Origin of the sequence: Streptomyces sp. NPDC056296, from assembly GCF_042268605.1 — a bacterium.
Taxonomy (GTDB): Bacteria; Actinomycetota; Actinomycetes; order Streptomycetales; family Streptomycetaceae; genus Streptomyces.
In genome coordinates, this window is sequence record NZ_JBHJRX010000037.1 from 18,809 (window position 1) to 39,896 (window position 21,088).

Here is a 21,088-nt window from a genome sequence, read left to right on the forward strand (position 1 = left end):
GCCGGACTGGCGGGAGCGGTCGGCGCCCCAGGCGGTCGCGGGTTCCGGGCGGCTGCCGTGCTGGGAGGCGGCGCCGGGCGGCTCCTCGACCGGGTCCTCGTCGAAGAAGTGCGGGCCGGTCTCCTCGACGGAGGGCCGCGCGCCGGGCGGCGGCGCGAGCGACTCGCCGTCCTTGGGGGCGGGCCGGCTGGTGCCCGGCACCCAGGAGGCGCCGTTCCAGTACCGGACATATCCAGGAATGGACGGGTCCGGGTAATACCCTTCGCGGGGCCTGTCGTCGCCGGGGGCCGGGGTTGGGGCGCTCATGTCCGTCGTCCCGTATCTGCTCGGGGGTTGATATGGGGGCTCAACATCTATCAGACGGGCGCAATCCGCACCGCCGGTCCCGCCGGACCCACCCCTTTCCGGGCAACCTCGTGCATGGACCTTCACACCCGGGACAGAGGTGGGGAAAAAGTTCCGCGAACCCGCGTAACGCTCGCGGCCCCGGCCGCTCTCACTCGTGCGGGCCCGTTCCAGGCGGCCCGTGCGGACCCGTACGAGAGAGGACAACCCCGCCATGCACCCCAACACCACCGTCGTGGAACGCGAACTGGAGCTGAGGCTCATCCTGTCGCCCGAGCGCGGCATCCCGGTACCGGCCCTGCTCGGCTACCACGCCGACGACCCTTACGCCGTCCCCATCACCTTCCACATCGACTCCGGCCACCCGGTGCACTGGACGTTCGCCCGCGATCTGCTGGTGGAGGGGGTGTTCCGGCCGTGCGGGCACGGGGACGTGCGGGTGTGGCCGTCGAAGGCGGAGGGCCGCAGCGTCGTGCTGATGGCGCTGAGCAGCCCGGACGGTGACGCCCTCCTGGAGGCGCCGACGGCGCAGGTGTCGGCCTGGCTGGAGCGGACGCTGCGCGCGGTGCCGCCCGGCACCGAGGGCGGGCAGCTCGGCATCGACGACGGGCTGGCCGAGCTGCTCGCCCGGTGACGGGAAGAAGCGGTCAGAAGAGTTTGCCCGGGTTGAGGATGTCCAGCGGGTCGAAGGCCTGCTTGATCGCCCGCTGCATCTCCAGGCCCACCGGGCCGATCTCCCGCGCCAGCCACTCCTTCTTCAGGACGCCCACGCCGTGCTCGCCGGTGATGGTGCCGCCGAGTTCCAGGCCGAGGGCCATGATCTCGTCGAAGGACTCGCGGGCCCGCCGGGACTCGTCCGGGTCCTGGGCGTCGAAGCAGACGGTGGGATGGGTGTTGCCGTCGCCCGCGTGGGCGCAGACGCCGATCGTGAGGTCGTACTTCGCGGCGACGCGCTCGATGCCCTCCAGCATGTCGCCGAGCCGGGACCGGGGCACGCACACGTCGTCGATCATCGTCGTGCCCTTGACCGCTTCGAGGGCGGTGAGGGACAGGCGGCGGGCCTGGAGGAGGAGTTCGGACTCGGCCGCGTCGTCGGCCGGGACCACCTGCGTGGCGCCCGCGGCCTCGCACAGCGCACCGACGGCGGCGAGGTCGGCGGCCGGGTCGGCGGTGTCGAAGGCGGCCAGCAGCAAGGCCTCCGTGGTCTCCGGCAGACCCATGTGGGCGAGGTCGTTGACCGCCTTGACGGTCGTACGGTCCATCAGTTCGAGGAGGGACGGCACGTGCCCGCCCTCCATGATCCGGCAGATCGCGTCGCAGGCGGCGGTCGCGGAGGCGAACTCGGCGGCCAGCACGAGCTGCTCGGGCGGCTTGGGGCGCAGGGCCAGGACGGCCCGTACGACGATGCCGAGGGAGCCCTCGGAGCCGACGAAGAGGCGAGTGAGGTCGTACCCGGCGACGCCCTTCGCGGTGCGGCGGCCGGTGGACATCAGGCGGCCGTCGGCGAGGACGACGTCGAGGCCGAGGACGTACTCGGCGGTCACCCCGTACTTGACGCAGCACAGGCCGCCGGAGGCGGTGCCGATGTTGCCGCCGATGGTGCACATCTCCCAGCTGGAGGGGTCGGGAGGGTAGTACAGGCCGTGTTCGTTCACCGCGCGGGAGAGCGTGGCGTTGATGACGCCCGGTTCGACGACGGCGACGCGGTCGACCGGGTTGATCTCCAGGATGCGGTCCATCTTCGTCAGGGAGAGGACCACGCAGCCGTCGGTGGCGTTGGCCGCGCCGGACAGGCCGGTGCGGGCGCCTTGCGGGACGACGGGGACGCGCAGCGCGGTGGCGGTGCGCATCACGTGCTGGACCTCCTCCACGGTGCGCGGCAGGACGACCGCGGCGGGGGCGCCGGCCGGGCAGAAGCTCGCCATGTCGTTGGCGTAGGAGATGGTGACGTCGGGGTCGGTGAGGACGGACTCGGCCGGCAGGCCGGCGAGCAGCCGGTCGACGAGGGTGCCGGAGGCCGCCGTGACCGCTCCGGCTTCGTGGGCTGCGTCGTCATTGTCGCGAGGCGCTTCGATACGGCTCATGATCGGAGGTTCGCACCCGGGGGCCATCGGTGTGAACCCCGTCGACGGCACCCGGCGCAAGCCCCGGTGTGCTCGTCGTATTGGCGCACAGTAAGCGCCATGGAGGTCATGAAGAGGGTTACCGAACACGGGTGGCGCTCACGCCGCGGGCGCCGGGTGCTGATCGCCTCCGTCGCCGGGACCGTCGCGCTCGGCGGGGTGCTGGTGCTGCTGCCCTGGGACGGCGGCGACGCTCCCCCGCCCGCGCCGGGGCCGGCGGCGCTGGCGCGCGGGGCGGTCACCACGGGCGTGCCGGCCGCGCTGCCCGACCTGGCCGTGCTGATCGGCGACCGCGAGACCCACCTGCGGGCGCATCCGCTGGACGGCGTGTCGTGGGCGGTGCTGGGGGCGGCGTACGTCGAGCAGGGCCGGCGTACGGCGGACACCGCGAACTGGCCGAAGGCCGAGAAGGCGCTGCGCACCTCGCTGAAGGTCGGGGCGGAGCGCAACCCGCAGGCCCTGGAGGGGCTGGCGGCGCTGGCGGTGGCGCGGCGGGACTTCCCCGCTGCGAAGAAGTGGGGCGAGAGCGCGGCGAAGGCGGCGCCGAAGCGGTGGACGGCGCACGCGGTGCTGATCGACGCCTACACCGGTCTCGGCGACCACGAGGGCGTGGGGCGGGCCCTGGACAAGGTGATGGAGCTGCGCCCGGGAACCCCGGCGGTCCGGGCGCGGGCCGCGGCCGTCTACCGGGACCGGGGCTGGCGGGAGGACGCGGCGGCGCAGATCTCCGACGCGGCGGCGGCCGCCGAGGCGCCGGCCGAGCGGGCGGCGTATCTGGAGCAGGCCGGGCGGCTGGCGTTCGAGCGCGGGGACCGTCGGGAGGCGCTGCGGTTCTTCCAGGAGGCGCTGCGCACCGATCCCGACCAGCGGGCCGCGCAGGCCGGGCAGGCGCGTGCGCTGGCGGCGCTGGGCCGGACGACGGACGCGCTGACCGCGTACCAGGCGGCGCTGGCCAAGCGGCCGAGCCCGGAGTACGCGCTGGAGCTGGGTGAGTTGTACGAGTCGCTGGGGCTGGACCAGGCCGCGCGGGTGCAGTACGACCTGCTGCGGGCGCGGGTGCGGGGCGCGGAGGCGGCCGGGGCCGACGAGGAGCTGGTGCTGGGGCGGTTCGAGGCGGACCACGGGGACCCCGCGTCGGCGGTGCGGCGGCTGCGGACCGAGTGGGGGCGGCAGCCGGGGATCGCGGTGGCCGACGCGCTGGGCTGGGCGCTGCACCGGGCCGGTGAGGACGAGGAGGCGCTGGAGTTCGCGACGATCGCGACCGACGGCGACGAGGGCGGCGGGGTGCGCAGCGCGCTGAACGTATTCCACCGGGGCGTGATCGAGAAGGAACTGGGGCGGTACGGGCCCGCGCGGCGGCATCTGCGGGAGGCGCTGATGATCAACCCGCACTTCTCGCCGCTGCGGGCGCCGGAGGCGGAGCGGGCGCTGGCGGAGCTGGGCGAGCCCTCCGTGGAGGACCCGCCCCGGTAGCCCCTGGCGGTGCCCCGCCTCCGAAGCCCTCGGCGGCGCCCCGCCTCCGTCGCCCCTGGCGGTTCTCAGAGGTTGCCGCGCTTCTCCTGCTCGCGCTCGATCGCCTCGAACAGGGCCTTGAAGTTGCCCTTGCCGAAGCCCATCGAGCCGTGCCGTTCGATCATCTCGAAGAAGACGGTCGGGCGGTCCTGGACCGGCTTGGTGAAGATCTGCAGCAGGTAGCCGTCCTCGTCGCGGTCGACGAGGATCTTCAGCTCGCGCAGCGTCTCCACGGGCACCCGGGTCTCGCCCGCCCACTCGCCGAGCGTGTCGTAGTACGAGTCGGGGGTGCTCAGGAACTGGACGCCGGCCGCCCGCATCGTGCGTACGGTGGCCACGATGTCGTTGGTGTTCAGCGCGATGTGCTGGACGCCCGCGCCGCCGTAGAACTCCAGGTACTCGTCGATCTGGGACTTCTTCTTGGCGACCGCGGGCTCGTTGATCGGGAACTTCACCTTGAGGGTGCCGTCCGCGACCACCTTGGACATCAGCGCGCTGTACTCGGTGGCGATGTCGTCGCCCACGAACTCCTTCATGTTCGTGAAGCCCATGACCTTGTTGTAGAAGCCGACCCACTCGTTCATGCGGCCGAGTTCGACGTTGCCGACACAGTGGTCGACGGCCTGGAAGGTGCGCATGGGGGTACCTCCCACGCCTTTAGCAGTGGGGGAGGGCGGCTCGACCATCGGCTCGGCGGCGGCGTAGCCGGGCAGGTAGGGGCCGTCGTAGCCGGTGCGCTCGACGAGGGTGTGGCGGGTCTCGCCGTACGTGGCGATGGCGGCGAGGACGACGGTGCCGTGCTCGTCCTTGACCTCGTACGGCTCGGCGATCGAGCGGGCGCCGTGCTCGACGGCGTAGGCGTGGGCGGCGCGCGCGTCGGGGACCTCGATGGCGAGGTCGACGACGCCGTCGCCGTGCTCGGCCACGTGCCGGGTGAGGAAGTCGCCCCATTCGGTGGCGGGCTTGATCACCGAGGTGAGGACGAAGCGGGCGGAGCCGTTCTCCAGGACGTAGCTCGCGGTCTCCCGGCTGCCGTTCTCCGGTCCGGAGTAGGCGACCAGCCGCATGCCGAAGGCGGTGGAGTAGTAGTGCGCCGCCTGCTTGGCGTTGCCCACGGCGAAGACGACCGCGTCCATTCCCTTGACCGGGAAGGGGTCGGCCTGCCGGGCGGTGTCGGGAGTGTGGTGTGTGGTCTGCGTCATAGCCGCAGGGTCTCCCGCGTCTGCAAGGTGCGCAATAGTTTGCGTCTTCACTGGGCAACCTGACCAGTGATACGGCGGTAGGGGCGGGCGATCTGTACAGGATGACCAGGGTTACCGGCCGGGAGGGCACGGGCATGGCGATCGATCGACTGGACGGGCGGATCATCGGGCTGCTGGCCCGGGAGCCGCGGATCGGCGTGCTGGAGATGTCCCGGCGCCTCGGCGTCGCGCGCGGCACCGTGCAGGCTCGGCTGGACCGGCTTCAGTCGAACGGAGTCATCCGCGGCTTCGGCCCCGAGGTGGACCCGGCGGCGCTCGGCTACCCGGTGACCGCGTTCGCCACGCTCCAGATCCGGCAGGGCCAAGGTGCCGACGTACGGGCGCACTTGGCGACCGTGCCGGAGGTGCTGGAGCTGCACACCACCACCGGCACCGGCGACATGATGTGCCGGCTGGTGGCCCGCTCGAACGCCGATCTCCAGCGTGTGATCGACCTGGTTGTCGGTTTTGATGGCATCGTCCGGGCCTCCACGGCGATCGTCATGGAGAACCCCGTTCCGCTGCGGATCATCCCGCTGGTGGAGCAGGCGGCCGCGGACAGCGAGGACAGCGGCGGACGCGACTGAGACCGGCCTCCCGGCCGGCCCGACCCGGAGGTGAGCGGCGGTGAACTTCTGGGAGTTCCTGGGCAGCCGCCACCAGCAGTTGCTCACCGACGCCTACCAGCACGCCAGCGCCGTCTTCCAGTGCATGGTCGTGGCGACGCTGATCGGGGTCCTGATCGGCGTCGTCACCTACCGCAGCGAGTGGGCGGGGAACCTGGCGACGCTGACCACGTCGACGATCCTGACCATCCCGTCGCTGGCCATGATCGGCCTGCTCATCCCGATCGTGGGGCTGGGCGTGCCGCCGACGGTGACCGCGCTGGTCCTGTACGGGCTGCTGCCGATCGTGCGCAACGCGATCGTCGGCCTGCGCGGGGTGGACCCGGCGCTGGTGGACGCCGCGACGGGCATCGGGATGTCGCGGGTGGCCCGGCTGCTGAGGGTGGAGCTGCCGCTGGCCTGGCCGCCGATCCTCACCGGCATCCGGGTCTCGACGCAGATGCTGATGGGCATCGCCGCGATCGCCGCCTACGCCTCCGGGCCGGGGCTCGGCAACGAGATCTTCCGCGGGATCGCCTCGCTGGGCAGCAAGAACGCGCTGAACCAGGTCCTCGCGGGCACGCTCGGCATCATCGTCCTGGCGCTGCTGTTCGACGCCGCGTACGTCCTGCTCGGACGGCTGACCATTCCGAGGGGGATCCGTGTCTGAGACCACCGGGACGACCGGCCGCAGTGCCGCCACCGGAGCGACCATCGAACTGGACTGCCTCACCAAGCGCTACCCCGGCAATCCGCAGCCGGCCGTCGAGAACGTGTCGATGGAGATCAAGGCCGGCGAGACGGTCATCTTCGTCGGCCCCTCGGGCTGCGGGAAGTCGACCACCCTGAAGATGATCAACCGGCTGATCGAGCCCACCGGCGGACGCATCCGCATCAACGGCGAGGACGTCACCGACATCGACCCGGTGAAGCTGCGCCGCAAGGTCGGCTACGCGATCCAGGCCTCCGGCCTCTTCCCGCACATGACCGTCGCCCAGAACATCGCGCTGGTACCGAAGATGATCGGCTGGTCGAAGGCGCGGATCCGGTCGCGGGTGGAGGAGATGCTCGACCTGGTCGGTCTCGACGCCGGGGAGTTCCACGGCCGCTATCCGCGCCAGCTGTCCGGCGGCCAGCAGCAGCGGGTGGGCGTGGCGCGGGCGCTGGCCGCCGACCCTCCCGTACTCCTGATGGACGAGCCGTTCGGCGCGGTCGACCCGATCACCCGGGACCACCTCCAGGACGAGCTGATCCGGCTCCAGCACGAGCTGCACAAGACGATCGTCTTCGTCACCCACGACTTCGACGAGGCGATCAAGCTGGGCGACCGGATCGCCGTGCTGCGCGAGCGCTCCCACATCGCCCAGTTCGACACCCCGGAGGCCATCCTCACCAACCCGGCGGACGACTTCGTCTCCGGCTTCGTGGGCGCCGGGGCGGCGTTGAAGCGGCTGAACCTGACCCGCGTACGGGACGTGGGGATCACCGACTACCCGACGGTGACCGTGGAGGACCCGCTCCAGCACATCTTCAACGCGCTGCGGGCGGCCGGCACCAATGAGATCCTGCTCCTCGACCGGCGCCGCCGCCCCTACAAGTGGCTCAGGCGCGGCGACCTGATGCGGGCCAAGGGCTCGCTGGCGCGCGCCGGGACGCTGGTCCACGACACGGTGACCCGGGACGCGACCCTGCGGGACGCGCTGGAGGCGGTGCTCACGGACAACACGGGGCGGGTCGCGGTCACCGGGCGGCGCGGCGAGTACGAGGGCGTCGTCGACATGGAGACGCTGCTGAACTCCGTGCACGAACTGCTGGAGGCCGACCGGCTGGACGCGCTGGAGCACCAGCACGACCTGGCGGAGGCCCGGGCGGAGCAGACCCATGCCGAGCAGGAGGGCTTCGGAGGGGAGGCGAAGGCGTGAGCAGCACTTCCGGGCCGCCATCCGGCTCTTCCGGCTCCTCATCCGGTCCGTCGTCCGGCTCTTCATCCGGTCGGCAGCCCGAGGGCGAGCGCGAGACCGGGGGGACCGCCTACGACGACGAGGACGAGGTGGAGCAGGAGCCGCGCCCGCCGTCCCCGGCGGCGACGAGGCGGCGGGTCGGCTGGCGGAAGCTGACCTTCCTGCCCGCGGTCCTGGTCGCCGTACTGCTGGCGACCTGGCTGTGGTTCCGGCAGGCCGACCTGGACGCGTTGAGCCGGAACGCCCTGTCGGACGGGCAGGTCACCCAGGCGCTGTGGCAGCACGTCCAGCTGACCGTGATCTCCACCTTCTTCGTGCTGATCATCGCGATCCCGCTGGGCATCCTGCTCACTCGCGGGATGTTCCGGAAGGCCACGCCGGTGGCGATGGCGTTCGCCAACATGGGCCAGGCGACCCCGGCGATCGGCCTGCTGGCGCTGCTGGTGATCTGGCTGGGCATCGGCCGCCGGGCCGCCCTGATCGGCATCATCATCTACGCCGTCCTGCCGGTGCTCTCCAACACCATCGCCGGTCTGAAGGCCAACGACCCGACCCTGTTGGAGGCGGCCCGCGGCATCGGCATGTCCCCACTGGGCGTGCTCACGCGCGTGGAGCTGCCGCTGGCCGTCCCGCTGATCCTGGCCGGCGTGCGCACGGCCCTCGTCCTCAACGTCGGTACGGCGACGCTGGCCGTCTTCGGCGGGGGCGGCGGGCTGGGCGTGCTGATCACCACCGGGATCACCAGCCAGCGGATGCCGGTGCTGGTGCTCGGCTCGATCCTCACCGTGGCCCTCGCGCTGCTGGTGGACTGGCTGGCCTCACTCGCCGAAATGCTGCTGCGGCCGCGCGGCCTGGAGGTGAGGACATGAGCACGCGCCCCGGTACGGGAGGCGGGCGACGCCGTACGTGGCTGGTGACGGCGGCGCTGCTGGTGGCGGCCTCCGGCTGCGGGCTGACCAGCGGCTCCCCGATGGTCGACGACGTCGGGCCCGGCACGATCGGGAAGGGCCGGCCGCTGGAGGGCGCCGACCTGACCGTCGTGTCCAAGCAGTTCACGGAGCAGCTGATCCTCGGCGCGATCATGGGCATCGCCTTCCAGGCGGCCGGCGCGGAGGTGCTCGACCGCACCGGCATCCAGGGCTCCGTCGGCACCCGGGCTGCGGTGGAGAACGGCGACGCGGACGCCACGTACGAGTACACGGGCACCGCCTGGATCACGTACCTGGGGCACGCCGAGCCGATCGCCGACCCGCGCGAGCAGTGGGAGGCCGTGCGCGAGGAGGACCTGAAGAAGGGACTGACCTGGCTGCTGCCGGCCGAGCTGAACAACACGTACGCGCTCGCGATGAATCAGGCCAACTACAAGAAGTACCGCACGAAGACCCTGTCGGAGGTGGCCGAGCTGTCGAAGTCCGACCCGGCCGCGGTGACGCTGTGCGTGGAGGTCGAGTTCGCCAACCGGGCGGACGGGCTGCCGGGCATGGAGAAGGCGTACGGGATGGACATCCCGGCCGGGAACGTCACGGAGATGGACACCGGGATCATCTACACGCAGACGGCCGACGGCGCGTGCACCTACGGCGAGGTGTACACCACCGACGGGCGGATCAAGTCGATGAACCTGGTGTTGATGGAGGACGACAGGAACTTCTTCCCGAACTACAACGCGGCGCCGATGGTCCGCACGGACGTCCTGAAGGAGTGGCCGGCGATCGCCGACGTCCTCGCTCCGGTCACCAAGGCACTGAACAACGACGTGGCGCGGACGCTGAACGCGAAGGTCGACGTCGACGGCGAGGACCCGCACCAGGTGGCACTGGACTGGATGATCGAGAAGGGCTTCGTGACGGAGGGCTGACCTCGGTGGCCCACCCTCACCTCAGCAGGCGGGGACCTTGCCCTCGCCCGTCTCCAGGGCTTCCAGCGAGTCGACCGCGCCCTTCAGGGTGGTGACCGGGATCAGCCTGAGCCCCTTCGGCAGCTCCGCCCGCGCGTCCGAGCACTCCGCCTTCGGCACCAGGAAGACGGTGGCCCCGTCCCGCCGGGCGGCCTGGGTCTTCAACGGCACACCGCCGACGGCGCCGACCTTGCCGCCGGTGCTGATGGTGCCGGTACCGGCGACGACCCTGCCGCCGGTGAGGTCGCCGGCACCCAGCTTGTCGACGATGCCGAGGGAGAAGAGGAGTCCGGCGCTGGGGCCGCCGACGTCCTCCAGGCGCAGGTCGACGTCGACGTCCGCCTCGTCGAGGTCCAGGTGGGCCAGCGCGGCGGTGGTCGCCGCGTCCTGGGACTCCCGCATCTGCTCCTCGTTGTACTCCTCGATCTCCTTGACGTCGTCGCCGCTCGGGTAGACGGCGTCGCGCGGCATGACCGCCCGGTCGGTGTCGAACCAGCTGCCGAGCACGTCCCCGAGCTTCACGCTCGCGTCGGGGCCGGTCGCCTCGATGGTCGTCATCCGCAGCTGCCCGCTCGTCTCGTGCGTGGGCGCACCCTTGATCGTGATCACCGGGGCGCCCTGGTTCTGCCCCAGCACGTCGGCCGTCAGCCCCGGCTGCGCCACGGAGAAAGGCAACGGCGCGAACACGGCGGTGGCGAGCAGCGCCACGACGGGGAGACCGCAAACGGCGAGGGCCTGGGGGCGCGTGAGACGAGAGAGCACGGGGTCAATCTAACGCGACAGGGCTGCGCCCCGGCTGTGGGTACTCCGCGTCGGTGCTCGGGCCGGGTGGGTCGCGCGGCCCGGCGTGACGGGGCGCCGCTGCGCCCACCCGTGCCGCCCCAGCGGCACGACTGCCCGCAGCGGCGCGGGGACGTCACCGCAACGCCTCCGCCACCTCCCGGGCCGCTTCCATCACCCGCGTCCCCACCCGCTCCGGCACCACGTCGGCCAGCATCACCACGCCGACGCTGCCCTCCACCCCCGTCACCCCGAGCAGCGGCGCGGCGGCCCCGCAGGCGCCGGCCTCCAGCTCGCCGTGGGTCAGGGTGTACCCGGGCCCCTCCACCACGTCACCGGCAGGCTGCGGCTGCGGCTGTACCTGTTGCCGCGCGGAGAGGATCGCCTTGCCGGCGGCCCCCCGCTCCAGCGGATGCCGGAAGCCCGCGCGGTAGGCGACGTGGTAGTCGGTCCAGGTGGGTTCGACGACGGCCACGGCCAAGGCCTCCGCGCCGTCCACCAGCGTCAGGTGTGCCGTCGCCCCGATGTCCTCGGCCAGTGAGCGCAGGGCCGGCATGGCCGCCTCGCGGACGAGTGGGTGCACCTGGCGGCCCAGGCCCAGTACCCCGAGTCCGACTCGGGCGCGGCCGCCCAGGTCACGGCGTACGAGCGCGTGCTGTTCCAGCGTGGCGAGCAACCGGTAGACGACGGTCCGGTTCACGCCCAGTTTGTGGGATAGCTCGGTGACGGTCAGCCCGTGGTCCGTATCGGCCAGCAGCTTGAGGACGCGCAGTCCCCGGTCGAGCGTCTGAGAGGTCTCCGCGGTCACGACGCCCACTCCTTAGTGGTGAGGTCGGCGGCCCTCCAAGCGGGATTGCGTCACCGAGTCCCGTCAGTGACGCGCTTCAGAGGCCGCCGATCGGCTGACGGCCCGGCCTTGTGCCCGGGCCCAGTCGCTTCACGGCTGCGCTCCGCGGCGGCGCTGCCACGGGGCGTGTGCGTAGCGGGACAGTAGCGACCTGGTTCGCTCAGCGGAAGGCTCCGTCCAGAATCCGGGCGATGGCCGGTGTGGACTACCTGTGTTTGTCCTGATACGTACAGCGCACGCGGGCAGCGCCCACGCCCCACCCGTCACTTCATGCGGGTGGCCCACTCCTGCACCTTGGCGATGCGCTGGCGCAGCTGTCCGCCGGTGGCCTCGGCGCTGGGCGGGCCGCCGCACACGCGGCGCAGTTCGGTGTGGATCACGCCGTGCGGCTTGCCGCTCTGGTGGACGTAGGCGCCGACCATGGTGTTGAGCTGCTTGCGCAGCTCCATCAGCTCCTTGTGCGAGACGACCGGGCGGCGTTCGGCGGGCAGTTCGATCAGGTCGGCCTCTTCGTCGGGCTTCTTGCGGCTGTGCGCGATCTGCCGGGCCTGCCGCTTCTGGAGCAGCAGCTGCACCTGATCGGGTTCGAGGAGCCCGGGGATGCCGAGGTAGTCCTGCTCCTCCTCACTGCCCGGGTGGGCCTGCATGCCGAACTCGGCGCCGTTGTACATGACCCGGTCGAAGGTGGCCTCGGACTCCAGCGCCTCGAAGGAGAACTGCTCCTGCTCGCCAGTGTCCTCGTCCTGCTCCCGGTTCGCCTCGTCCATCTCCTTCTCGGACTCGGCGTACGGGTCCTCCTCGCCCTCCTTCTTGGGCTTGTCGAGGACGTGGTCGCGCTCGCGCTCCATCTCGTTGGCGAAGGTGAGCAGGTCGGGCACGGTGGGGAGGAAGACGGAGGCGGTCTCGCCGCGGCGCCGGGAGCGGACGAAGCGGCCTACGGCCTGGGCGAAGAAGAGTGGGGTGGAGATGGTGGTGGCGTAGACGCCGACGGCGAGGCGGGGCACGTCGACGCCCTCGGACACCATGCGGACGGCGACCATCCACCGGTCGGTGCTCGCGCTGAAGTCGTCGATGTTCTTGGACGCGCCGGTGTCGTCGGAGAGTACGACGGTGGCCTTGTCGCCGGTGATCTCGCGGATCAGCTTGGCGTAGGCGCGGGCGGAGTCCTGGTCGGCGGCGATGACGAGGGCGCCGGCGTCCGGGATGGCCTTCCTGACCTCGGTCAGCCGCTGGTCGGCGGCGCGCAGCACGGCGGGCATCCACTCACCGCGCGGGTCGAGGGCGGTGCGCCAGGCCTGGCTGACCGCGTCCTTGGTCATGGGCTCGCCCAGCCGGGCGGCGATCTCGTCGCCGGCCTTCGTCCGCCAGCGCATGTTGCCGCTGTAGCTCATGAAGATGACCGGACGCACGACGCCGTCGGAGAGCGCGGAGCCGTACCCGTAGGTGTAGTCGGCGGCGGAGCGCCGGATGCCGTCGTTGCCCTCCTCGTACGCCACGAAGGGGATCGGGTTGGTGTCGGAGCGGAACGGCGTACCGGTCAGGGCGAGCCGTCGGGTGGCCGGCTCGAACGCCTCCAGGCAGGCCTCGCCCCAGGACTTGGAGTCACCGGCGTGGTGGATCTCGTCGAGGATGACGAGGGTCTTGCGCTGCTCGACGCGGTTGCGGTGCAGCATGGGGCGGACGCCGACGCCCGCGTAGGTGATGGCGATGCCGTGGTACTCGCGGCTGAGCGGGCCCGCGCTGTACTCCGGGTCGAGCTTGATCCCTATCCGGGCCGCGGCCTCCGCCCACTGCTTCTTCAGGTGCTCGGTCGGCGCGACGACGGTCACCTGCTGCACGACGTGGTGGTGCAGCAGCCAGGACGCGAGCGTCAGGGCGAAGGTCGTCTTTCCGGCGCCCGGGGTCGCGACCGCCAGGAAGTCCCGGGGCTGCTCCTGGAGGTACTTCTCCATCGCCCCTTCCTGCCAGGCCCGCAGCTTGCTGGCGGTGCCCCACGGGGCGCGGCCGGGGAAGGCCGGGGACAGGTGGTGCGAGGTGCTGGAGCTGGCGGTGGTAGTCACGGTCTCCGAGGGGGTAGAGCGGTCGGCCACGTATGACAACCGGGCCACCCTACCGGCGCCCGGACGCGATCAACGCGCCCACCGGGGCGGGTCACCCCCGGGTGGGACGGAGGTCACAGCCGTCGCAGCCGACACACGGTCCTCGCGACTTCGCTGTCGCGGCGCTCACCGCCCCCGCACGCGCGTGGCCACCCACGCCCCCACCAGCGCCACCCCCGCCATCGGCAGGAACACCGCCGCGAAGGCCGCCGGATGTGAACCGCCGGAGGCCTCCGTGGCCGCGTGGCTGACCGTGCCGCCACCGAGGGCGGCGAAGGCCGCTCCCCCGACCGACAGCAGGATGACGTTGGAGAGGCCGTCGGAGATCTGGAGGGCGGCGGAGTTGGTGCCGGCCTCCTCGGGGGCGGAGAGCTTGAGCAGAAGGACGCTGGTGGAGGAGATCACCAGGCCCATCCCGAAGCAGCCGAAGCCCCAGGCGACGGCCACCGTCCAGGCGGGCACGGCGTCGATCAGCACGCTCGGTGCCGTGGCGATGGCCGCCGCGACCAGGGCCATGCCGAGGGCCATCAGGCGCTCGCGGTGGGGTTCGAGGCGCGGCCGGGACTGGAACCAGGAGCCCAGGGCCCAGGTGGCCCCGCCCGCGGCCAGCGAGAGCCCGGCCATCGTGGGGCTGAGCCCGCGCTGCGTGACCAGCATCAGCGGGACGAAGGACTCCGCGGCGATGAAGGCGCCCGCGGCGACGCCGCGCAGCAGCACGACGGAGGGCAGTCCGCGCACCGCCCGGTAGGTGCCGCGCGGCAGCAGCCCGAGGACGGCCGGGACGAGCAGCGCCACGCCCACCGCACCGGGCAGCAGCGAGGCCGGGCGCAGGTCCTGGGCGGCGTACTGGAGCAGGCCCGCGCCCAGCGAGATGGCGAGGGCTAGGCGGATGCGGCGGCCGTCGAAGGAGGCCGGCGCCGCGTCCCCTCCCCCTACGGCGCCGGACGCGCGGCTGCGTATCTGCGGCAGCGCGAGCGCCAGCGGGAAGACGACCAGCACCGGGATGCCGACGAACACCCAGCGCCAGCCGAGGTGCTCGGTCACCGCGCCGGACGCCAGCGGGCCGACGATCGACGGGACGACCCAGCCCGCCGCGAACGCCGCCATGATCGCGGGCCGCAGCCGCTCGGGGTAGGCCCGCCCGACGACGACGTACAGGGCGACGATCACCAGTCCGCCGCCGAGCCCCTGCACGGCCCGCCCGAGGATGAACAGCCACATCGCCCCGGCCGTCCCGGACAGCACCAGCCCGGCCGCGAAGGCGGTGATGCCGGCGGTCAGCGACGCCAGCGGCCCCCGCCGGTCCGACCACTGACCCGAGAGCACCATCCCGAACAGACTCGTCGTGAAGTACCCCGAGAACGCGAACGCGTACAGCGACACCCCGTCCAGCTCCCGCGCCGCCACCGGCATCGCCGTGCCGACCGCCGTCGCCTCGAAGGCGATCAGCACGATCACGGAGACGATGCCGATGCTGAGCGCCCGGTAGGCGCGGCTCAGCACGGTCTCGTCGGGCGCGGTGGGGCCGACGGCGGGGACGGCGACATCGGTGTCGCGGGGCTCAGGGACGGTCATGGTCGCCAGAGTAAGGGCCGCAGACCGCTTTGACCCCTGTCGGGAGGCGGTGCGGGACCGGGACCTTGGTCGTACGACCGCCCGTTCGCGTTACGCGGATTCGATCCCCGCCACGGCCTCCAGCAGCGCCGCGCGGCGCAGGGCCCAGAGGGTGAGGGCCAGGGCGGAGACGTCCGACACCAGTGGGCGGAAGGTGCCGTCGGGCGTCCGCCAGGTCAGGACGGCGCCCGTCGTGCCGTCGACGACCACGTGATCCCCGTCCGCCAGCCGGCCCAGGCGTACGAGGTGGTCCGCGCGGTCGGGGACCCGGTGACCGGGGAACTCCTCGCAGTACTCGGCCAGTGTCGGCAGCGGTGGGCCGTCCGCGTCCCGGTCCAGCCGGAAGGGGTGGGCGTCCTCGGGCAGGCCCGTCTCCCGCAGGAAGCGGCGGGTGGGCTCGTGCCGGAGGGTCCCCGGGAAGTCGACGTCCTCGAAACGCGTGACCCGGCCGCGGCCGAACTCGCGGTCCAGGAACCGCGTCGGCAGGTCCTGGAGGGAGCCCGACGCGGCGCGGTGACCCGCCGTCAGGAGCAGGCAGCTCATCAGGGTGGACGTGTTCCACAGGGACGGTCTTTCGGCGCCTCCCTGGGCCCGCCGTGCGGCGCCACGCGTCCACCGCGGGTCCTCCACCGACGTCGCGAGGCGGACCCGCGTCACCAGCGACGGCACCGCACGGGCGTCCGCCGCCGGGCCGGGCATGGTCGTCGTCCCACTGGTGACCGCGTGCATCGTCTCCCCCGAGAATGTGTGTCCGCCCGTGCGCCGGCGGCTGCCGTTCCCACTCCTGCGGAGACTACGCGCCGCCACTGACAACGCGCCCGCGTGCGGGAGCCGTTCGCCCGGTAGGACGCCCCGGACGCCTCACCCGTTGCCTCACACGCGCGGGCGGCTCAGTTGCCGGTGACCACCGCGGCCTGCGGGCGGATCGGGAGCCGGTTCACCGGGCGTCCCGTGGCCGCGCGTACGGCGGAGGCGACGGCCGCCGGGGAGGCCACCACCGGGGCCGCGCTGACCGCCTTCGCGCCGAAGGGGGCGACCACGTCACGTTCCTCGACGAGCTTCACGATCCGGATGTCCGGGGCGTCGAGCGCGGTCGGGAGGGCGTAGCCGGTCAGGTCGGGGTGGCGGATCAGGCCGCGCGGGGTGCGGAGGTTCTCCGTCAGCGCGATGCCGACGCCCTGGGTCACGCCCGCCTCGATCCGGGCGGTCAGCTGGGCCGGGTTCAGCACCCGGCCCACGTCCTGCGCGACGGCCAGCTCCACGACCCGTACCGAGCCGATCTCGATGTCGACGTCCACCACCGCGCGGATCGCGCAGAAGGCCATGCCGACGAAGGCGTCGCCCTGCCCCGCCTCGTCCAGCGGCTCGGTCGGGTGCGGGCGGCACTGGGCGGTGGCCCACAGTTCCTTGCCGTCCAGCGCCTCGGCGACCGTCGTCGACAGCACGCCGTCGTACGAGGTGATCTTGCCGTCGGCGATCTGGAGCAGCTCGGTCGACATCCCGAACTGGTGCGCCAGGGGCTGGAGGAGCTGGGTGCGGACCATCTTGGCCGCCCGTTCCACCGCGCCGCCCGACACCCAGGTGTGGCGGCCCCGGCAGCCCGCGCCGGCCGGGGGCTGGTCGGTGTCGACGGGCGCCACCTGCACCTCGTCGACGCCGAGGGTGTCCTGGACGATCTGCCGGGCCAGGGTGGTGAAGCCCTGGCCGGTCTCGACCGCCGCGCACAGCACCGTCGCCACGCCGTCCTGGACCTTCACGGTGGCCGTGGAGACCTCGTCGGCGCCCTCGGCACCCAGCATGTGCACCATGCCGATGCCGTAGCCCACGCCCCGGCGCACCGCGCCCGGCTCGCCCGCGCCCTCGGGGCCGCCGGGCAGCAGCCACTCGTCCTCGGGCGTGTCCTTGGGCAGCGCGGGGAGCGGGAAGTCGCGGACCGTCTGGAGGAGTTCGGCGACGGGGGCGGGACACGTGACCGTCTGGCCGGTGGGGAGCACGTCGCCCGTGGCCAGGACGTTGCGCAGCCGCACCTCGGCCGGGTCCAGGCCGAGCTTCTTGGCGACCTTGTCCATCTGCGCCTCGTACGCGGCGCACACCTGCATGGCGCCCTCGCCGCGCACATGGCCGGAGGGCGGGTTGTTGGTGCGCACGGCCCAGCCCTCGATGAAGGCGTTGGGGACGACGTACGGGCCGCAGGCGAACGCCACCGCGGCGGCCAGGGCGTCGGAGGAGGTGTCGGCGTAGGCGCCCGCGTCGAGCAGGATCTGCGCCTCGACCTTCACCACCCGGCCCTCGGCGTCCGCGTGGTGGCGGTAGCGCAGGAGGGTGGGGTGCCGGTGGACGTGGCCGAGGAAGGACTCCTCGCGCGTGGCGGTCAGTTTCACCGGGCAGCCGGTCTTCAGCGCCAGCAGGCCGAGCGGCAGCTGGAAGCCCTGGTCCTCGCGGTCCGCGGTGGCACCGGGCACCCCGGTGACGACGATCTTCACCTGTTCGGGTGTCAGGCCGTAGCAGGACGCGGCCGTGTCGCGGTCGGCGTGCGGATCGGTGGAGGCCAGGTACAGCTCCACGCCGCCGTCCGGGCGCGGCACCGCGAGGCCCGCCTCGGCGCCGATGGGCGCCGGGTCCTGGCGGCCGATGCGGTACAGGCCCTCGACGACGACCTCGCCGGCCGCGTCCGGGTCGCCGTGGCGCAGCGGGATGTGCCGGATCAGGTTGCCGTCGGGGTGCAGCGGTTCGGCCTCGAAGGCCTGCTCCGGGTCGGTCACCGGGTCGAGCGCCTCGTACTCGACGATGACGGCGGCGGCGGCCATCCGCGCGGTGTCCGGGTGGTCGGCGGCGACAGCGGCGATGGGCTCGCCGTGGTGGCGTACGACCTCGGAGGCGAACACCGGGCGGTCGGCCCGGCCGCCGCGTCCGTGCAGCGGGGCGCCGGGTACGTCCTCGTGCGTGACGACCGCCCGTACGCCGGGCATCTCGCGCGCGTGGGTGGTGTCGATGGACACGATGCGCGCGTGCGGGTGCGGCGAGCGCAGGACGGCCGCCCACAGCAGGCCCTCGGCCCACAGGTCGGCGGCGTAGGGGAAGGTGCCCTCCGTCTTGGCGCGGGCGTCGGCGGGCGGCAGGGACGCGCCGAGGCCGTGCGGGATCGGCTCGGGGACGGGGGTCGCCTCATCGGTTCCCGCGGCCTCCGCAGTCACGGCGTCGTTGCTCACGCGTGGCCTCCGTCCTGGCCGTTCTCACCGTAGGGCTGGTCGTGCGGTCCCGGTGTGTCCGGCGCCCCCGGCGGTCCCTGGGACTCGAACGCCGACGGGTTGACGCCGCCCGCGCCCGGACCCGCCTGGTGCGGGATACGGGGCTCGTCGGTGTCCGTCTCCGCCGCGTCGGCGGCGGCGTGCGCCTCGCGCTCGGCGACGACCTCCTTGACCGCCTCCAGGACGCCCCGGTAGCCGGAGCAGCGGCAGAGGTTGCCGCACAGGGCCTGCCGGGCCTCCAGCTCGGTCGGCGCCGGGTTGCCCTCCAGGAGGTTGTGCACGGTCATCGCCATGCCGGGCACGCAGAAGCCGCACTGCACCGCACCGCGCCGGGCGAGCGCCCGCTGCACGTCCGACGGCCGCCCGTCGGCGGCGAGGCCCTCGACCGTACGCACCTCGCTGCCGGCGCTGGTGACGGCCGGGACCAGGCAAGAGGCGACCAGCCGTCCGTCGACCTGCACGTTGCAGGCGCCGCACTCGCCCTGCGAGCAGCCGTCCTTGGCGCCCGCGAGGCCGAGCCGCTCACGCAGCACGTACAGCAGCGACTCGCCGATCCAGGCGTCGGTGACGGGCCGGTCGGCGCCGTTGACGCGCAGCACGTACGAGGCGAGGGGGTGCTCCTCGTTCGGACCGGCGGGGGTCCGCTCCTGGGGGGCGGCCGGGGCGGCATCGGCCCCGGAGGCGGTCGGGTCGGTCTCGGAGGCGGCAGGGCCGGCCCCGGAGGCGGCAGGTTCGGATTCGGTGCGGGGGGCGGTGCGGGGCTCCGCATCCCGGTGCCGGTCCCGCTCATGCCCGGCCTCCGGCTCCGGCTCCCGCACCGGCTCGCGCTCCTGCGAGGCGGCCGGTGCCGGGCCCGTCACGGGCTCCTCCGCGGCCTCCGGGACGGATTTCGCCGCCACGTTCTCGCCGGTGTCCGCGGGGGGCTCTGCGGACCCCTCGAAGGCCTCCTCGGCCCCCTGGGGCTCGTCGGTCACCGTCCCGTCGGCGGCAGCAGACGCCGAGGGGCCGGTCTCCGTGGTGGGTTCCGCGGGCGCTTCGGCGTACGGACCGGTCGCCGGCTCGGGCGCCCCGGGTGCGGAGGTGGCCGCGGCGGACGGCCGTTCCTCGCCGCCAGGTGCGGCCTCGGCCGCGCGGTCGTCCCACGGCTGTCCGGCCGGCTGGGTCGCCCAGGGCGCGGGGGCGCCGCCGGGCAGGGTGGCCGGTGCGGTGCCGCCCCACTGCTCGGCCAGGGACGACTGGGTGAACTCGCCCGACTCGTCCGGCAGGTCGCCGTCGGCGACGGGGATGGACCACTGGCCGGTCACGTCCTGCCCGGTCATGTCCTGGCCGGTCATGTCCTGGCCGGACGCGGCATCGGGCTCGCGCACGGTGCCGTCCGCGGCCGCGGCCTCGGAGAAGTCCCACTGACCGGTGGCCCCGGGCCGGTACGTGAACCGGTCGCTCTGCCCGGCGTGCACGTCGTACGGCGCGTTCGTGTCGTACGGCGCGCTCCCGCCGTACGGGTCCTGCCGCGGGTACTCGGCGTATTCCTGGTGAGCGGCGGGCTCCTGCCCCGCGTCCGGGACGTGCCATTGCGTGCCGTCCACGGGTGCGGCCGGCATCGCCCAGGTGCCGGTGGCCGCCGGGTCGGTGCCGGCGGTGGTGGCGGGCGCGACCGTGATCTGCGGCGGCACGTAGCCGTGCCCGGGTGCGGCGAGCGGGCTGTCGGCGGAGGCCAGGAGCGCGTCCACGCCGCCCTCGGGGAGCTTCACGAAGGCGGTGGCGCCGTCGTCGTAGTCGCCCTGGGGCAGGGGGTCCCAGCGTCCGCCGCTCGGGGGCGTGCCCCCTGCGTGCTGATCGCCGTGCCGGTCGCCGTGCTGGTCGTCGGTCACGACAGCGCCCTCCCCAGTGCTCGTCGGGCCAGCGCGGCGACGGTGCGCCGCAGGTGCAGTACGGCCGGCGGGAGCTGCGGTACGGAGCCGTCCTCGGCCGGGGCCGCTTCGGGGATGCAGGCGGCGGCGACGTACTCGCCGAAGGCGCTCAGCGCCTCCGGGACGATCGCGCGGCCGTTGTCCCAGTCGATGAGGGAGGCCACCCACTGCTCGGCCTCCAGGGGGCGCAGCGGCATCGGCGCGATGGCGCCGACGGCGCACCGCACCCCGCGCCGGGCGGGGTCGAGGACCAGCGCCACGGAGGCCATCGCGCGGCCCGGGCCGGTCCGGCCGGTCGCCTTGAGGAAGACCTGCGGCGCGTGCAGCAGCGGCACGCGCACGTAGCCGATCAGCTCGCCCGCGCGGAGCATCTCCATGCCGGCCAGCAGGTGCGACACCGGCATCTCCCGGCGGGCCCCGTCCTGGCCCGCGATGATCAGCGTCGCCTCCAGCGCGGCCAGCACCGGCAGCGCGTCGCCGGTGGGGGCGGCCGAGGCGATGTTGCCGCCCAGGGTGCCCGCGTTGCGGATCTGCGGGGGTCCGGCGGCGCGCGCGGCGGCGGCGAGGGCCGGGATGAGCGCGGCGAAGTCGGGGCGGCCCATGCGGGCGTGGGTGAGTCCCGCGCCCAGCAGCGCGTGACCGTCCTGGTACTGCCAGCCGCGGATCTCGCTGATCCGGCCGAGGCCGACCAGCGCGGCGGGCCTGAGCTGGCCGGAGTTGACGGCGGTCATCAGGTCGGTGCCGCCCGCGACCGGAACGGCGGCGGGCATGGCGGCCAGTGCCGCCACGGCCTCGTCCAGTGTCGTGGGCAGCGTGACGGCCTGCGCCGCCTGCGGTGCGTGCGTGGTCAAACCGACTGCCCCTTCCCGCTGTCCCACCTGGTCCCGCCCATGTGGCCGTACGGTA

Annotated in this window: 17 protein-coding genes and 1 pseudogene; 7 read left to right on the forward strand and 11 right to left on the reverse strand. The window is 73.2% G+C overall.

Going from position 1 to position 21,088, the window contains the following annotated elements; translation table 11 throughout:
• Positions 1-183 precede the first annotated feature (183 nt).
• A pseudogene (locus tag ACFCZF_RS25695) lies at positions 184-630 on the reverse strand (DUF2510 domain-containing protein); the annotation flags it as partial.
• Here ACFCZF_RS25695 and ACFCZF_RS25700 point away from each other — a divergent pair.
• Positions 560-979, forward strand: a complete 420-nt coding sequence (locus tag ACFCZF_RS25700) for an SsgA family sporulation/cell division regulator (RefSeq protein WP_376673650.1) — start codon at positions 560-562, stop codon at positions 977-979. The pseudogene ACFCZF_RS25695 and the gene ACFCZF_RS25700 sit on opposite strands and share 71 nt — an antisense overlap.
• A gap of 13 nt (positions 980-992) precedes the next feature.
• Here ACFCZF_RS25700 and ACFCZF_RS25705 read toward each other — a convergent pair whose 3' ends face one another.
• Positions 993-2,429 carry an FAD-binding oxidoreductase gene (locus tag ACFCZF_RS25705; protein WP_376673651.1) on the reverse strand — a complete coding sequence of 479 codons (1,437 nt, stop codon included), beginning with the start codon at positions 2,427-2,429 and terminating at the stop codon, positions 993-995.
• 99 nt (positions 2,430-2,528) lie between these two features.
• Between ACFCZF_RS25705 and ACFCZF_RS25710 the strand changes: the two genes are divergently transcribed.
• The gene (locus ACFCZF_RS25710) at positions 2,529-3,941 is read left to right on the forward strand and encodes a tetratricopeptide repeat protein (protein ID WP_376673652.1); all 1,413 of its coding nucleotides are present in this window, start codon (positions 2,529-2,531) and stop codon (positions 3,939-3,941) included.
• A gap of 65 nt (positions 3,942-4,006) precedes the next feature.
• Here ACFCZF_RS25710 and hppD read toward each other — a convergent pair whose 3' ends face one another.
• A complete protein-coding gene (gene hppD / locus ACFCZF_RS25715; RefSeq protein WP_376673653.1) occupies positions 4,007-5,182 on the reverse strand; it encodes a 4-hydroxyphenylpyruvate dioxygenase in 1,176 nt (391 codons plus the stop codon).
• A gap of 134 nt (positions 5,183-5,316) precedes the next feature.
• Between hppD and ACFCZF_RS25720 the strand changes: the two genes are divergently transcribed.
• The 5 genes from ACFCZF_RS25720 to ACFCZF_RS25740 are packed head-to-tail and all read left to right on the forward strand — an operon-like array spanning position 5,317 to position 9,645.
• On the forward strand, positions 5,317-5,808 hold the full coding sequence (locus ACFCZF_RS25720) for an Lrp/AsnC family transcriptional regulator (RefSeq protein WP_375914610.1): 492 nt from the start codon (positions 5,317-5,319) through the stop codon (positions 5,806-5,808).
• A gap of 40 nt (positions 5,809-5,848) precedes the next feature.
• Entirely contained in the window at positions 5,849-6,496 is a 648-nt protein-coding gene (locus ACFCZF_RS25725) for an ABC transporter permease (protein WP_375914607.1), read from the forward strand.
• Entirely contained in the window at positions 6,489-7,748 is a 1,260-nt protein-coding gene (locus ACFCZF_RS25730; protein ID WP_376673654.1) for a betaine/proline/choline family ABC transporter ATP-binding protein, read from the forward strand. Before ACFCZF_RS25725 ends, ACFCZF_RS25730 begins: the two co-directional genes overlap by 8 nt.
• Positions 7,745-8,656 (forward strand): ABC transporter permease, encoded by a 912-nt coding sequence (locus ACFCZF_RS25735; RefSeq protein WP_376673655.1) that lies wholly within the window; start codon positions 7,745-7,747, stop codon positions 8,654-8,656. The genes ACFCZF_RS25730 and ACFCZF_RS25735 overlap by 4 nt, the downstream gene beginning before the upstream one ends.
• Positions 8,653-9,645 (forward strand): glycine betaine ABC transporter substrate-binding protein, encoded by a 993-nt coding sequence (locus ACFCZF_RS25740; protein ID WP_376673656.1) that lies wholly within the window; start codon positions 8,653-8,655, stop codon positions 9,643-9,645. Before ACFCZF_RS25735 ends, ACFCZF_RS25740 begins: the two co-directional genes overlap by 4 nt.
• Positions 9,646-9,666: 21 nt before the next feature.
• On the opposite strand, the gene ACFCZF_RS25745 is transcribed toward ACFCZF_RS25740, so the two are convergent.
• The 8 genes from ACFCZF_RS25745 to ACFCZF_RS25780 form a co-directional block, all read right to left on the reverse strand.
• Positions 9,667-10,446, reverse strand: coding sequence for a S16 family serine protease (locus tag ACFCZF_RS25745; RefSeq protein ID WP_376673657.1), 780 nt, complete (start codon positions 10,444-10,446; stop codon positions 9,667-9,669).
• Between the two features lie 154 nt (positions 10,447-10,600).
• Entirely contained in the window at positions 10,601-11,272 is a 672-nt protein-coding gene (locus tag ACFCZF_RS25750; protein ID WP_375914595.1) for an IclR family transcriptional regulator, read from the reverse strand.
• A gap of 302 nt (positions 11,273-11,574) precedes the next feature.
• On the reverse strand, positions 11,575-13,371 hold the full coding sequence (locus tag ACFCZF_RS25755; protein WP_376673658.1) for a DEAD/DEAH box helicase: 1,797 nt from the start codon (positions 13,369-13,371) through the stop codon (positions 11,575-11,577).
• A 165-nt stretch (positions 13,372-13,536) separates the two neighbouring features.
• Complete coding sequence (locus tag ACFCZF_RS25760) at positions 13,537-14,985, reverse strand: MFS transporter (protein WP_376673659.1); 1,449 nt, start codon at positions 14,983-14,985, stop codon at positions 13,537-13,539.
• 90 nt (positions 14,986-15,075) lie between these two features.
• The gene (locus ACFCZF_RS25765) at positions 15,076-15,753 is read right to left on the reverse strand and encodes an SUKH-4 family immunity protein (protein ID WP_376673660.1); all 678 of its coding nucleotides are present in this window, start codon (positions 15,751-15,753) and stop codon (positions 15,076-15,078) included.
• Positions 15,754-15,914: 161 nt separating this feature from the next.
• On the reverse strand, positions 15,915-18,233 hold the full coding sequence (locus ACFCZF_RS25770; protein WP_376673661.1) for a xanthine dehydrogenase family protein molybdopterin-binding subunit: 2,319 nt from the start codon (positions 18,231-18,233) through the stop codon (positions 15,915-15,917).
• The gene (locus ACFCZF_RS25775; RefSeq protein ID WP_376673662.1) at positions 18,230-20,143 is read right to left on the reverse strand and encodes a 2Fe-2S iron-sulfur cluster-binding protein; all 1,914 of its coding nucleotides are present in this window, start codon (positions 20,141-20,143) and stop codon (positions 18,230-18,232) included. The genes ACFCZF_RS25770 and ACFCZF_RS25775 overlap by 4 nt, the downstream gene beginning before the upstream one ends.
• The gene (locus ACFCZF_RS25780; protein WP_376673663.1) at positions 20,140-21,033 is read right to left on the reverse strand and encodes an FAD binding domain-containing protein; all 894 of its coding nucleotides are present in this window, start codon (positions 21,031-21,033) and stop codon (positions 20,140-20,142) included. Before ACFCZF_RS25780 ends, ACFCZF_RS25775 begins: the two co-directional genes overlap by 4 nt.
• Between the last annotated feature and the right edge of the window lie 55 nt (positions 21,034-21,088).

Coding starts and splice junctions, on each gene's coding strand:
- ACFCZF_RS25700 (WP_376673650.1), top strand. CDS start 560: ATGCACCCCAACACCACCGTCGTGGAACGCGAACTGGAGCTGAGGCTC.
- ACFCZF_RS25760 (WP_376673659.1), bottom strand. CDS start 14,985: ATGACCGTCCCTGAGCCCCGCGACACCGATGTCGCCGTCCCCGCCGTC.
- ACFCZF_RS25705 (WP_376673651.1), bottom strand. CDS start 2,429: ATGAGCCGTATCGAAGCGCCTCGCGACAATGACGACGCAGCCCACGAA.
- hppD (WP_376673653.1), bottom strand. CDS start 5,182: ATGACGCAGACCACACACCACACTCCCGACACCGCCCGGCAGGCCGAC.
- ACFCZF_RS25720 (WP_375914610.1), top strand. CDS start 5,317: ATGGCGATCGATCGACTGGACGGGCGGATCATCGGGCTGCTGGCCCGG.
- ACFCZF_RS25710 (WP_376673652.1), top strand. CDS start 2,529: ATGGAGGTCATGAAGAGGGTTACCGAACACGGGTGGCGCTCACGCCGC.
- ACFCZF_RS25765 (WP_376673660.1), bottom strand. CDS start 15,753: ATGCACGCGGTCACCAGTGGGACGACGACCATGCCCGGCCCGGCGGCG.
- ACFCZF_RS25740 (WP_376673656.1), top strand. CDS start 8,653: ATGAGCACGCGCCCCGGTACGGGAGGCGGGCGACGCCGTACGTGGCTG.